13 protein-coding genes are annotated in these 13,152 nt (G+C 67.2%); 12 read left to right on the top strand and 1 reads right to left on the bottom strand.

Annotated features, from left to right (window positions below; translation table 11 throughout):
- Positions 1–13: 13 nt before the first annotated feature.
- The 9 genes from pyrF (at position 14) to E3O06_RS02755 (ending at position 10,610) form a co-directional block, all read left to right on the top strand.
- Positions 14–934: an orotidine-5'-phosphate decarboxylase gene (pyrF, locus tag E3O06_RS02795; RefSeq protein ID WP_134501484.1), complete on the top strand. Its 921-nt coding sequence runs from the start codon at positions 14–16 to the stop codon at positions 932–934.
- The gene (gmk, locus tag E3O06_RS02790; protein ID WP_134501483.1) at positions 927–1,847 is read left to right on the top strand and encodes a guanylate kinase; all 921 of its coding nucleotides are present in this window, start codon (positions 927–929) and stop codon (positions 1,845–1,847) included. Before pyrF ends, gmk begins: the two co-directional genes overlap by 8 nt.
- Before the next feature lie 113 nt (positions 1,848–1,960).
- Complete coding sequence (gene rpoZ / locus E3O06_RS02785) at positions 1,961–2,221, top strand: DNA-directed RNA polymerase subunit omega (protein ID WP_092107764.1); 261 nt, start codon at positions 1,961–1,963, stop codon at positions 2,219–2,221.
- Between the two features lie 41 nt (positions 2,222–2,262).
- Positions 2,263–3,480: a bifunctional phosphopantothenoylcysteine decarboxylase/phosphopantothenate--cysteine ligase CoaBC gene (coaBC, locus tag E3O06_RS02780; RefSeq protein WP_134501482.1), complete on the top strand. Its 1,218-nt coding sequence runs from the start codon at positions 2,263–2,265 to the stop codon at positions 3,478–3,480.
- 128 nt (positions 3,481–3,608) lie between these two features.
- Positions 3,609–4,802, top strand: coding sequence for a methionine adenosyltransferase (metK, locus tag E3O06_RS02775; RefSeq protein ID WP_134501481.1), 1,194 nt, complete (start codon positions 3,609–3,611; stop codon positions 4,800–4,802).
- A 13-nt stretch (positions 4,803–4,815) separates the two neighbouring features.
- Positions 4,816–6,840 (top strand): primosomal protein N' family DNA-binding protein, encoded by a 2,025-nt coding sequence (locus E3O06_RS02770; RefSeq protein WP_134501480.1) that lies wholly within the window; start codon positions 4,816–4,818, stop codon positions 6,838–6,840.
- Positions 6,841–7,758: a methionyl-tRNA formyltransferase gene (fmt, locus tag E3O06_RS02765; RefSeq protein WP_134501479.1), complete on the top strand. Its 918-nt coding sequence runs from the start codon at positions 6,841–6,843 to the stop codon at positions 7,756–7,758.
- The gene (locus E3O06_RS02760; protein WP_134501478.1) at positions 7,755–9,230 is read left to right on the top strand and encodes an RsmB/NOP family class I SAM-dependent RNA methyltransferase; all 1,476 of its coding nucleotides are present in this window, start codon (positions 7,755–7,757) and stop codon (positions 9,228–9,230) included. Before fmt ends, E3O06_RS02760 begins: the two co-directional genes overlap by 4 nt.
- 306 nt (positions 9,231–9,536) lie before the next feature.
- On the top strand, positions 9,537–10,610 hold the full coding sequence (locus E3O06_RS02755; protein ID WP_134501477.1) for a DUF222 domain-containing protein: 1,074 nt from the start codon (positions 9,537–9,539) through the stop codon (positions 10,608–10,610).
- A 155-nt stretch (positions 10,611–10,765) separates the two neighbouring features.
- On the opposite strand, the gene E3O06_RS02750 is transcribed toward E3O06_RS02755, so the two are convergent.
- Positions 10,766–11,077 carry a ribosomal maturation YjgA family protein gene (locus tag E3O06_RS02750; protein ID WP_166788076.1) on the bottom strand — a complete coding sequence of 104 codons (312 nt, stop codon included), beginning with the start codon at positions 11,075–11,077 and terminating at the stop codon, positions 10,766–10,768.
- 208 nt (positions 11,078–11,285) lie between these two features.
- Between E3O06_RS02750 and rpe the strand changes: the two genes are divergently transcribed.
- The 3 genes from rpe (at position 11,286) to hisG (ending at position 13,139) form a co-directional block, all read left to right on the top strand.
- On the top strand, positions 11,286–11,969 hold the full coding sequence (rpe, locus tag E3O06_RS02745; RefSeq protein ID WP_134501475.1) for a ribulose-phosphate 3-epimerase: 684 nt from the start codon (positions 11,286–11,288) through the stop codon (positions 11,967–11,969).
- On the top strand, positions 11,966–12,229 hold the full coding sequence (locus E3O06_RS02740) for a phosphoribosyl-ATP diphosphatase (RefSeq protein ID WP_092107778.1): 264 nt from the start codon (positions 11,966–11,968) through the stop codon (positions 12,227–12,229). Before rpe ends, E3O06_RS02740 begins: the two co-directional genes overlap by 4 nt.
- Before the next feature lie 70 nt (positions 12,230–12,299).
- On the top strand, positions 12,300–13,139 hold the full coding sequence (gene hisG / locus E3O06_RS02735; protein WP_134501474.1) for an ATP phosphoribosyltransferase: 840 nt from the start codon (positions 12,300–12,302) through the stop codon (positions 13,137–13,139).
- The last annotated feature ends 13 nt before the right edge of the window (positions 13,140–13,152 follow it).

Here is a 13,152-nt window from a genome sequence, read left to right as displayed (position 1 = left end):
CGGCGGCACTGCTATGACGGTTCCCTCTGAGGCGGTGACTGCCGGGTCGGCGTCGGTCGTCTCCTTCGGCGAACGCCTCGAGCAGGTGTTCGCCGAGAGCGGCCAGCTGTGCGTCGGCATCGATCCGCACTCCTGGTTGCTGCGCGACTGGAATCTGCCGGACACTGCGGCCGGCGCTGAGTCGTTCGGCCGCGCGGTCGTCTCCGCAGCGGCAGGCCGGGTCGGCCTGGTCAAGCCGCAGGTCGCCTTCTTCGAACGCTTCGGTTCGGCCGGCTTCCTTGCCCTGGAGCGTGTACTGGCCGACGCGCGGCAAGCCGGCCTGCTCGTGATCGGCGACGCCAAACGTGGCGACCTCGGCACGAGTGTTGAAGCCTATGCCCAGGCGTGGCTGTCACCCGGTTCCCCGCTCGAAGTGGATGCCCTCACCCTCGCCGCCTACATGGGCGTTGGTTCCCTTGACTCGCCGCTCACCCTCGCTGCGGCGACCGGCAAGGGTGTCTTTCTGCTCGCCGCGACGTCGAACCCCGAGGCAGCGCACATTCAGCAGGCGATCGTGGCCGACGGTCCACAGGCGGGATCGAGTGTGGCCCGCGCCGTTCTCGACGAGGTCGGCCAGCGGAACGCGCGGGCGGGCGCGGCATCCGCTCGGGTAGTGACCGGCCTCGGGTCGATCGGCGTCGTGCTCGGAGCCACCCTTGATCTGGCCGCTTTCGGCATCGACGTGCACCGAGCTCCGACCGAATTTCGAACACCTGTGCTTGCGCCGGGCTTCGGACACCAAGGTGGGAATATTATGGATCTGATCTCGATATATGGCGGATACGCCGGAGGGGTTATCGTGAGTGAATCGCGCAGTGTGCTCTCGGCCGGACCCCACCGGATCGAAGAAGCCATTGAGCGCCGAGTAGCCGAAGTAGGTGCCGTCCGTGGTTGAAAACCGTCCAACCCCGCCCGAAGTCGACCGGGTCGCCGCGTCGCGTGCCGCCGTCGCGGCCCGGCGGGCCCGCGCCAAGGTCAAGGCCGAGGTCTCCTCCGGCGAACGTACCGCCCTCGAAGTACTCGCCGCGGCCATCGCCGACCCGATCGGGGTCGAGGGACGCCTGCGGGTGACCGAACTGCTCGTGAGCATTCCGGCGATCGGCGTGACCAAGATGCAGCGCATCATCCAGCGTCTCGAAATTTCGCCGTCCAAACGACTTGGCGGTTTGGGACGGCACCAGCGCGACCGCCTCCGCGATTTCCTCTCGGAACGGCCGGTGCTGCGCCACGGCGTTGTCGACTCCAAACTCATTGTGCTGGCCGGGCCGACCGCGGTCGGCAAGGGAACCGTCGCCGGTTACATTCGCGAGAACTATCCGGATGTGTTGCTCTCGGTCTCGGCGACGACGCGCGCGCCGCGCCCGGGGGAGACCGAAGGCGTCAGCTACTATTTCGTCTCCGACGAAGAATTCGACGCCATGATCGAGGGCGGCGAACTGCTCGAGTGGGCCAAGGTACACAACGCCTACCGCTATGGCACCCCCCGTGGCCCGGTCGACGCTGCCATCGCCGCCGGAAACAGCGTGCTGCTCGAGATCGACCTGCAGGGCGCTCGCGCCGTGCGGCGGGCTATGCCGGAAGCCCGCCTGGTCTTCCTGCTCCCGCCGAGCTGGGAGGAATTGGTGCGCCGCCTGATCGGCCGTGGCACCGAGGATGCGGCCGAACAAGCCCGCCGTCTGGAGACCGCAAAGCTGGAATTGGCCGCTCAGGGGGAGTTCGACTACCGCGTGATCAACCACGATGTCGGTGACGCCGCTCGTGAGGTCGTAGACTTGATGGAGATCCGCGCTGCATCCAGCATGTCGTAGCGCCCGTTTCTGCTGAATTCTCGCGCGTTTCACGGCGCGCTTCATCGCTCGTATTCGTTCAACAACAGACTTGCACCGGCCTCAGGCTGTGCTCTATTAGGAGTGTGACACCAATGGCGAACAAGCCCACTGGCATCATTGACCCGCCCATCGACGACCTGCTGTCCAAGGTTGACTCGAAGTATGCCCTCGTGATTTTCGCGTCCAAGCGTGCACGTCAGATCAACGACTACTACGCCGACCTGCACGAAGGCAGCCTGTTCGACAACGTCGGACCGCTCGTCGACTCGACCGTCGAAGACAAGCCGCTCTCGGTGGCCCTGCGCGAGATCAACGACGACAAGCTCGTTTCCCGCCCGATCGTCGAGGCCTGAGCTCCTCGATCGAGTCCTGAATAAACTCTCAAGCGCGCAGGATGAAGACACCTCGCACGATCGTTGTCGGTATCACCGGTGGCATCGCAGCGTACAAGGCCGTCAACATCGTGCGCGCTTTTGTGTTGAACGGCGACTCCGTGCACGTCGTCGCCACCGCGGCAGCTTTGCGTTTCGTCGGCAAGCCCACGCTCGAGGCCATCTCGCGCAACCCGGTGCACACCGACCTGTACGAGGGCGTCGCCGAGGTGCGCCACGTGGCCATCGGCCAGGGCGCCGACCTGATCGTCGTCGCCCCGGCGACGGCAAACAGTATCGCGAAACTCGCTGTCGGCCTCGCCGACGACCTGCTCGGCAATACCATTTTGGCCAGCACAGCGCCGCTCGTGATCGCCCCGGCGATGCACACCGAAATGTGGAACAACCCGGCTACCGTCGCCAACGTGGCCGTGTTGCGCTCCCGCGGCATCACTATTGTTGGCCCCGGCGTCGGCCGCCTCACCGGCACCGATTCGGGCGCCGGCCGCATGGAAGAGCCGGACACCATCGTGGCGGTGGCCTTAGCCGTGCTCGACCGTGTTGATGGTCCCGCGGCATCCGTTGTGCCGGATCTCGCCGGTCGCCGCGTACTGATCAGCGCCGGCGGCACCCGGGAACCGCTCGACCCGGTGCGCTTTCTCGGCAACCGATCGAGCGGCAAACAGGGCGTAGCCCTCGCCCAGGCGGCCGTGGCCCGCGGTGCAACGGTCACCGTCGTCGCCGCCAACCTCGAAGTGGCCGTTCCGACCAGCGTCACGACCGTGCTGGTCAGCAGCGCCCTGGAGATGCACAAAGCCATGGCCCTCGCCGCCGAATCGGCCGAGGTCATCATCATGGCCGCCGCCGTCGCCGACTACCGGCCCAAGACGGTGCAGCTCGGCAAGATCAAGAAAGAAGACGTGGGGGATACCCTCACCCTGGAACTGGTCAAAAACCCCGACATCCTGGCCGGGCTGTCCGCGGCACGCCGGCCCGGCCAGCTGATCATCGGCTTCGCCGCCGAAACCGAAACGGATGCTGACCGGTTGCTCGCGCTCGGCCGCGACAAGATCATCCGCAAGGGCTGCGACTACCTGGTCGTGAACCGGGTCAGTCAGCACGAGGGGTTCGGCACGGAACGTAACAGCGTGACGGTGCTCGATCACCACGGAGTTATAGTGAATGAGGCCTCCGGCAGCAAAATGTCGGTGGCCAATTGCATACTTGACCTGATCGGTTAGCCTCCACAGCGACGGGTAGTGCACTGCACGCCGGCCGGTCCGGTGCGGCATTAACGTCAACTTCTACGTTTTTATTCACAACTACGTTTTCAATACGTAACTTTTCAACTTCTACAGAAACGGGCCAGATGAGCGATCTTCGCCTCTTCACCTCGGAATCAGTCACCGAGGGTCACCCCGACAAGATCTGCGACCAGATCTCCGACAGCATCCTCGACGCCCTGCTCACCGACGACCCGCACAGTCGGGTCGCGGTGGAGACCCTCGTCACTACTGGTCTCGTGCACGTGGCTGGCGAGGTCACCACCGAGGCCTACGTCGAGATTCCGTCGATCGTGCGCAAGTGCATCACCGACATCGGCTACGACTCTTCCGACGTCTGGTTCGACGGCCGGTCCTGCGGCGTCGAGATCTCCATCGGCGGACAGTCACCCGACATCGCGCAGGGCGTCGACAACGCCTTCGAAACCCGCGAGCAGTCCAGCCTCGACGACTTCGACCGGCAGGGTGCCGGCGATCAGGGCATCATGTTCGGCTACGCCACCCGGGAAACCCCCGAGCTCATGCCGATCCCCATCTGGATCGCCCACCGGCTGGCCGAACGCCTCGCCCTCGTACGCAAGAGCGGCGAACTCGACTACCTGCGGCCGGACGGCAAGACCCAGGTCACCATCGGCTATGACGGCATCATTCCGCGAACCGTGGAAACCGTCGTGGTCTCGACCCAGCACGCTCCTTCCGTCTCGACCGAGCAGCTGCGCCTCGAGGTTGAAGAGCTCGTCATTCGCCCGGTGCTTGACAAGATCGATCTCGACTCCTCGTCGCTCGCGACGTTGATCAACCCCACCGGCCGCTTCGAAATCGGTGGTCCGCAGGGCGATGCCGGGCTTACCGGACGTAAGATCATCATCGATACGTATGGCGGATCGAGCCGCCACGGCGGCGGTGCATTCAGCGGCAAGGACCCGTCCAAGGTCGACCGTTCGGCCGCCTACGCCATGCGGTGGGTCGCCAAGAACGCCGTCGCGGCCGGCCTGGCCGAACGCCTCGAGGTGCAGGTCGCCTACGCGATCGGCAAGGCCTCGCCGGTGGGACTGTACGTCGAGACCTTCGGCACCGGAGTGCTGCCCGACCGGGAGATCACCGCAGCGATCCGCGAGGTGTTCGACCTGCGTCCGGCTGCGATTATCCACTCGCTCGACCTGCTGCGCCCCATTTACGCACAGACGGCCACCTACGGCCACTTCGGCCGCGAGCTGCCCGACTTCACCTGGGAGCGGCTCGACAAGGTCGACGACCTGATCCGCGCCGCCGGACTCTGAAACCGGCGCAGACATGACGCACACCGGCCTCGTCGCACGGGTGCTGATCGATTCCCCCTTGCCGCAACTCGACCACCTGTTCGACTACGGCGTTCCCGCCGAACTGGTCGGCCAGGTGGCCGCTGGCGTGCGCGTGAAGGTACCTTTTCGCTCGGGCGGGCGCGTGGTCGACGCCTATGTGATCGAGGTCTTCGATCCGCGAGCGGAGTCCGCTTCGCAAACGGATGCCGCCTACCGCGGTGCCCTCAGTCCGCTCGACTCGGTCGTGTCCACGGCCGTCGTGCTGACTCCCGCGGTGTGGAAACTGGCGCGTCGACTGGCGGATCGGGCCGCCGGGAACGCGAGCGACATCATCCGTCTCGCCGTGCCGCCGCGGCAGGTACGGGTCGAGAAGGCCTGGCTGGCCGCGCAGGCTGCGCCAGGCGCTTCGTCCTCGGAGGCGGAGACCGGCCCGGCGCAGGCACCCGCCCTGGCGACCCCGGCGTTCGTCGGCTACCCGACCGGCCGCCTCGACACCGCGATCATGGAACACCACCGGGTCGCCGTCGCGGCGATCCCCGAACTCGTGCAGCTCGATGACGGCGCCACCATCGGCCGTTGGGCACAGACCCTGGCCGAACTCGCCGTGGCTGCGCTCGGCACCGGGCAGAGCGCCATCCTCTGCGTGCCCGACTTTCGCGACCAGGACCAGGTGCAGGCCGCCCTGGCCCAGCTGGCCCCGACGCTCCCGCTGAGCCGGGTCGATGCCCGCCAGCCGAACCCCGACCGATACCGGGCCTTCCTGGCCTGCCTCGAACCGGCGCCGCGCATCATTCTCGGCAACCGCTCGGCCGTCTACGCCCCGGCGCACCGCCTCGGCCTCATCGCCGTCTGGGACGACGGCGACCCGCTCTACACCGAGCCGCTCAGCCCCTACGTCAACACCCGCGACGCGGCCCTGGTACGTCAGCAAGACAGCGACTGCGCCCTCGTGCTGCTCGGCCACTCGCGCAGCGTCGAAACCCAGCGCCTGGTCGAGCTGGGCTACCTGAGCGAGGTGTACCCGGCCGCTGACCGCCACCCGCGCATTATCCCCACCGATTTTCAGTCCGAGCCCGACCAGCAGGCCCGCGCCGCCCGCATCCCCTCGGCTGCCTGGCAGGCAGCCCGGGAGGCGCTCGCCCACGGGCCCGTGCTTGTGCAGGTCGCAAGCCCCGGCTACGCGCCCATGCTCGCCTGCCAAAGCTGCAAGAAGGCCGCCCGGTGCACGCACTGTCAGGGGCCGCTCGGGCTCAAGTCTGCCTCGGCGGTGCCGTCCTGCCGCTGGTGCGGCGCCCTCGCCGCCGGCTGGACCTGCGCGCACTGCGAAGGCACCACACTGCGTGTGGTGACGCTCGGCACCGGGCGCACCGCCGAAGAACTCGGCCGCGCTTTTCCGGGCGCGCGCGTCATCGTCGCCGACGGCGAGCACACGATTCAAACCCTGAGCGCCCAACCAGCCCTCGTCATCGCCACGCGCGGCGCCGAACCGGTCCCGACCGGCGGGTACCGGGCCATCCTCGTCCTCGACGGTGAACGCATGCTCGCCCGCGAATCGCTGCGCGTCGGCGAGGACTGCCTGCGCTGGTGGGCTAACGCGGCCGCCCTGGCCGCACCCGGCGCTCCCGTGCTGCTCGCCGGGGTGGGCGGCGCCCTCGCCCGCGCGCTCAACGCCTGGCGCCCCGACATCTTCGCCGCCAGCGAGCTCGCCGACCGCCGCCAGCTGCGCTTCCCGCCGGCCGTGCGGGTTGCCTCCGTCACCGGAACCGCCGCCGACGTCGATGCCGCCCTGACCGACCTGGGCGCGGTCGACGGCCTCGATATCCTCGGCCCGGTCGACACCGAGGCGCCCCTCGTGCGGGCGGTCGTACGGTTTGGCTACGCCCGCGGCGATGAGGTGGCGCACGCACTCAAAGCTGCGGTCGTACGCAACGCCGCCCGGCGCCGCAAGCCGAAGTCCGGATCGTTCCAACCGGCACCTACACTTAAAGTTCGATTCGACGACCCGGAGCTGCTCTAAATGAAACTCGTCTTTGCCGGCACGCCCGAGGTCGCGCTGCCCAGCCTCCTGGCCCTGGCCGGCACCGATCACGAGATCGTCACCGTGATCACCCGAGCGGATGCCCCGCTCGGCCGCAAACGCACCCTCACCCCGTCGCCGGTCGCCCAGGCTGCCGCAGAGCGAGGATACCCGGTACTGAAGACCAACCGGCTCGACGCTGAAGCGACCGAGTCCATCCGTGCCCTGCAACCCGACCTCGGCGTCATCGTCGCCTACGGCGGAATCGTGCGTGAACCCCTGCTGTCCCTTCCCCGCCTCGGCTGGATCAACCTGCACTTCTCACTGCTGCCGCGCTGGCGTGGCGCCTCCCCGGTGCAGCGCGCCGTCATCGCCGGCGATGAGCACATCGGCGCCGCCGTGTTCCAGCTCGTGCCCGAGCTCGATGCGGGCGCCGTGTTCGGTAGCTTCTCCCAGCCCCTCGGCACACATTCCACATCGGGAATACTTCTCGAAGAGCTCAGTCATAGTGGGGCCGAACTACTCATGCGGGTCGTCGACGAACTCGCCGCCGGAACCGCCAGGGCCGTGCCACAGGCCGGAGAGGTGACCCTCGCCCCCAAACTGGTGCGCGACGACGCGCGGATCGATTTCGCGCAGCCGGCAGCATCCGTTTACGGCCGCATTCGCGGGGTGACGCCCGAACCGGGCGCATTCACCACGGTCAACGGCGCCGTCCTGAAACTTCTCGAGGTCGCTCCCAGCGCCCTCGAACCCAACCTGCCTGCCGGAACGATTCTGCAGCGCGACAAGACAGTGCTCGTCGGCACGCAGACCGAACCGCTGGTTCTGCTGCGCGTTCAACCGGCCGGAAAGACAGCAATGACGGCAAACGACTGGTGGCGCGGACTGGGAGCAGAATCGGTGACCGCATCATGAGCGACGATCGCACCCGCACGGGTCGAGCCGCCGCGGGAACCTCCAGAGCGGCCGGCGCCGCATTGGCTGGCGCCGCCCGCTCCCGCCAGGCCCCGGCCGACTTCGTGCAGCCGGCCCGCCGCATCGCCTACGAGGTGATCGCGGCTGTTCGGGAATCCGACGCCTATGCCAACCTGCTGCTGCCGACCCGTATCCAGCGCGCCGCCCTCAATACAGCGGATGCCGCCCTCGCCACCGAGCTCACCTACGGCACCCTGCGAATGCAGGGGTTCTACGACCGCGTCATCGCCCTCGCCGCGAACCGGGCGGTCACCGCCATCGACCCCGCCATCCTCGACGTGCTGCGTCTCGGTGCCCACCAGCTGCTGGCCACCCGCGTCGCGACCCACGCCGCGGTCAACGAATCTGTCTCGCTCGCCAAGCAGGTCGGGTCGCGCTCCGCGACCGGCTTCACCAACGGAGTGCTGCGCACCATCTCCCGGTCGAGCGCCGAGGAATGGCGTGAGCGGGTGCTCGAAGGCGCGGTCCACGTCGACGACCGACTCGCCGCCGAGTACTCGCACCCCGCCTGGATCGTGCGGGCCTTCCGCCAGTCGCTGAAGGCTGAAGGTCACGAGAACGAGCTCGCCGATCTGCTCGCGGCCGACAACATGGCGGCCAAGGTCAACATGGTGGCGCTGCCGGGCCTCGCCACCGACGCCGACCGTGAACGGCTGGGCCTCTCCGACGAATTCTCGCCGGTCGGATTCGTGCTGGACTCCGGCGACCCGTATCACCTCGTGACCGCAACGGAGGGCCGCGTTCGGGTGCAGGACGAAGGCTCCCAGATCGCCGCCCTCGCCCTCAGCCGGGCGCGCCCGGTCGTAGCGGGGGAGCGCTGGCTAGACCTCTGCGCCGGACCAGGCGGTAAGGCCGCCCTGCTCGCCGCCGAAGCACGCGCCGGGGGAGCCGAACTCGTGGCCAACGAGCTCGTTCCCGCCAGGGCCACCCTCGTGCGCACCGCCCTCGCGGCCATTCCCGAGACCATCCCGGTGTGGGAGGTCGACGGCACCACCATCGGCCAGACTCATCCGGGCGAATTCCACCGAATCCTGCTCGACGCGCCGTGCACCGGCCTCGGTGCCCTGCGCCGCCGTCCAGAGGCGCGCTGGCGCAAGCAGCCCAAGGACGTCGCCGATCTCGCCGGGCTGCAATCCGGACTGATCGACGCGGCCCTGCTCGCGCTCAAGCCCGGCGGAATTCTCGCCTACGTCACCTGTTCGCCGCACACCGCCGAGACCCGGGCGATCGTCGCCCTCGCCGTCCGTAAGGCCGGCGGCACCGTGACCGCCCTCGACACCGCTGCCGTTGTGCAGTCCTTCAGCGCCGCCAACCTCGACCTCCCCGCCGACAGCGGCAGTGTGCAGCTGTGGCCGCACCGCCACGGTACCGACGCCATGTTCATCACGCTGCTGCAGCGCTCCGCGTCGTAGCCGGGGCCCGACGAGCGGATGCGCGCGCCCAATCTGGGTAGCCGCTACGGGAGTTAGGTGACCTTGTCGCAGCCGGAATGAGTGGTCGCTCTTATCTACTCCGGGGAAATGAATTCAAATAAAACTTCTAGACTTAACGAGTGTCAGGCCTGATTTTGATGTCGTCAGATTGCTTGCGAACAATGCAATTCGGATGCCTCAGGCGCCAGTGGATTTCGTTGATAAGTGCTTTAATTATTACTTGAGATTTTCTCGCTTGTATATTCGATTCGGGGTAGAATTGTTCTGAAGGAGGCAACGGCGCCCATGTTCATGGAAAACCCCGGTCAGATTAGCTCGAACCCCGTCATTGTGGCGGTGGAGCAGGCCAGGGAGATCTTGTTGGCGGCATTGGGTGGCGTCTCATTCGGGTCGCTCGGCGACGAAGAATCGTTGAGAGTGCTGCTCGCCCTCGAGAGTGTCGGCCGCGTTGTCGACGGGGCCCGGGCGCTCTCCACCACGGATGTGCTGCGCCGCTCCGAATACCTGGATGCTTCCGTGGCTAAGAATGCCGCGATGAAAACGGCTGAGCAGACCGAGGTAGCGGCGGCTGGGGCGGTCTCGCTGGCCCGGCGACTCGGCTGCCGCAGCGGCGTGGATCTGGTCTGTACCCTGGCCCGGCTCTCCCGCGCCGAGGTGCGCCAGCGTGCCGCGCTCGGCGAGAAAGCCGGCCAGCGGATGCTGCTCGGCCGGCCCCTCACCCCCACCTATCCTGTTCTGGGCGACGCACTGCAGGGCGGATGCCTCGGGCTGGAGCAGGCCCGCGTGATCGTGAAAGTGCTCGACGGCCTGCGCTCCTCCGTGCTGATCGAGGACCTCGACCGGGTCGAACGCTCCCTCGTCGCGAGCGGCTCCGGCGCGATCACCCCCGAAACCGAGGGCCTTCCCGGAGCAGGCATCGCCTTCGCACCCGAGCTGCTGCGGCAGCAGGGCATCCAGTGGCAGGCACGCCTCGCCCCCGACGGCACCGCACCCGGCGAAACCCCCGCGGAACGGCGCAGCTGGCTCACCTTCGGCAACCTGAGCAACGGCGGCTACAGCCTCAACGGCTGGTTCACCACCCTCGACCGCGCCATCATCGGCAACGTCTTCGACGCCTACCTCTCCGCCGCGGCGGCCAGCGAGAACGCGGTCGAGATCGACGCTGACGCTGACGCTGACGCTGACGAGAGTATCCAGTCTGACCCGCTCAGTCCCTGCCCGCAGCAGCCCGCGGCCCCCTCCTCTACGACCCCACCCAAACCTGGCGCCCCGCCAGCCACAACCGCGCCGCCACCCCCACCGAACAACCCAACTGGGACAAATAGGCCCACCAGCGCTGAACGACTTCGGCCTCGCTGATCGAGGCACGAGCTTGCGAGCGATCGAGATATCTGGCGACACCAAGACGAGGTCTCGATCGCTCGTTCCTCGCGCCTCGACCGGCGGGGTGGGGCGTTCCTCGCGCCTCGACCGGCGGGTGGGGCGTTGCTCGCGCCTCGACCGGCGGGTAGGTGCTACATCGGCGTGGGCAGGATTGATCGCGTGCGCCGTCGCGGAATGAGTCTGTCGCAAACCAGGGCTGCCAACGCTCCAACGGCATAGGCGAGGAGATCTACGGGCGCAAACGTCGTGCCGAGCACGAGCCGGGCCGGCGGAAAGACGTCGGCCAGGGCAGCCGGGCCGGGGGAGAGTTGGGCCGCCTCGATGGCCACGCAGACCAGATAGGAAACTGTCGCAGTGCCCTGGGGTCGAAGGCGTGGAGCGATGAACGACACGGCCAGGTAGGCCAGCACCGCGTACAGGGCGTCCGCAGCGAAATCGCCCACCGGCCCCTCGATAGTGAAATGAACCGCCAACCCCATGCCGATGATGACAGCGCCGCAAGCGAAGAGAATGCGCCGCCGCCGCGACCCAGGTCTCGTCCCGGGAGAATCCGGGGATTCCGATCGTTCCATCATCTGAGGATAGGTGACCGTCCTGCCAGCAATACGAACCGCCACAGAACAACCACACACCCAGCGCTAGGCTGAACGGATGGCCACCCGCATCAACCCCAGCATCCTCGCCGCCGATTTCGCCAACTTTGAGAGCGAGCTGGGGCGCATCCGCTCGGCCGACCTCGTGCACGTCGACATCATGGACAACCACTTCGTGCCGAACCTCACTTTCGGGCTCGGCATGGTCGAACGCCTGCAGCAGGTTTCGCCGCTGCCGCTCGACATCCACTTGATGATCGACGACCCCGAGCGGTGGGCACCCGGTTATGCAGAGGCCGGCGCCTACTCGGTCACCTTCCACGCCGAGGCCACGACCGAACCGGTCGCGCTGGCCCGTCGGTTGCGCCAAATCGGTGCCCGCGCCGGTATCGCGCTGAAGCCCGGCACCGACATCACGCCGTACCTCGAGCTCCTTCCCGAATTCGACCAAGTGCTCGTCATGACCGTCGAACCCGGTTTCGGCGGCCAGAGCTTCATGGAATCGACCATGCCCAAGCTCGCGCAGCTGCGCAGGGCCGTCGACACTAGCGGCCTCGACCTCTGGCTGCAGGTCGACGGCGGCATCACCGCTCAGACCATTCAGATCGCAGCAGCGGCCGGCGCGGATACCTTCGTGGCCGGGTCGAGCGTATTCGGAGCCGAGAATCCGGCAGCCCAGATCGCCCTGCTGCGCGAGCGCGCGGTCGGCCACCGTCACGGGGCGGGTAACCTAGAGTCGTGAAAACATTCGATGACCTTTTCGTAGAACTGAGCGACAAGGCCCGCACTCGTCCAGAGGGCTCCGGTACCGTACGCGAACTCGACGCCGGCGTACACGCCATCGGCAAGAAAATTGTCGAGGAGGCCGCCGAAGTGTGGATGGCCGCCGAGTTCCAGAGCGATGATGAAACCTCCGCTGAAATCTCCCAGCTGCTGTACCACCTGCAGGTCATGATGATCGCCAAAGGTCTCTCCCCGGCCGACATCTACCGACATCTGTGACCCGCGCCGGCGCCTGTGCTGGCCCGCATCATTGACTAGTCGTGTGAACTGAAACCGAGAGAGTACCCCCATGCTGAGAATTGCCGTGCCCAACAAGGGCTCGTTGTCTGAAACCGCAGCGCAGATGCTCGCCGAGGCCGGTTACACCGGTCGCCGCGACCCGCGCGACCTCGTCACCGCCGACCCCCGCAACGGGGTCGAATTCTTCTACCTGCGTCCGCGCGACATCGCCACCTACGTCGGATCCGGCGCCCTCGACGTCGGCATCACCGGCCGGGATCTGCTGCTCGACTCGCACTCGAAGGCCGTGGAGATCGCCAGTCTCGACTTTGGTGACTCCACCTTTCGCTTCGCCGGGCCGGCCGGCCGCTTCTTTGAACTGAAAGACCTCGATGGCCTGCGGGTCGCGACGAGCTACCCCGGCCTGGTCGAACGCTTCCTCGCCACGCACTCGGTGACCGTCGACCTCGTCGAACTCGACGGCGCCGTTGAATCCGCAGTGCAGCTCGGCGTAGCGGATGCCGTCGCCGACGTCGTCTCCACCGGCACCACGCTGCGCAAGGCTGGCCTCGAAATCTTCGGACCGGTCATCCTGGAATCCACCGCCGTGCTGATCAGCTCCACCAATGACAAGGCCGGAATCGACACCCTGCTCCGTCGCTTGCAGGGTGTGCTCGTCGCGCGCCAGTATGTGCTGCTCGACTATGACATCCCGGTCGCCCTGCTCGACGCCGCCGCAGCGCTCGCTCCCGGCATTGAATCGCCGACGGTCTCCTCGCTGCACGACCCCGAGTGGGCCGCCGTGCGGGTCATGATCGCCCGGCTCGACATGAACAACGTGATGGACGCGCTCTACGCCCTCGGCGCCAGGGCCATCCTCGTCACCACCATTCACAACGCCCGCCTGTAAGAAACATCGGAGG

The sequence above is a fragment of the Cryobacterium glaciale genome (assembly GCF_004402535.1).
Lineage (GTDB): Bacteria > Actinomycetota > Actinomycetes > Actinomycetales > Microbacteriaceae > Cryobacterium > Cryobacterium glaciale.
This window is presented reverse-complemented; position numbering and strand designations above follow the sequence as displayed.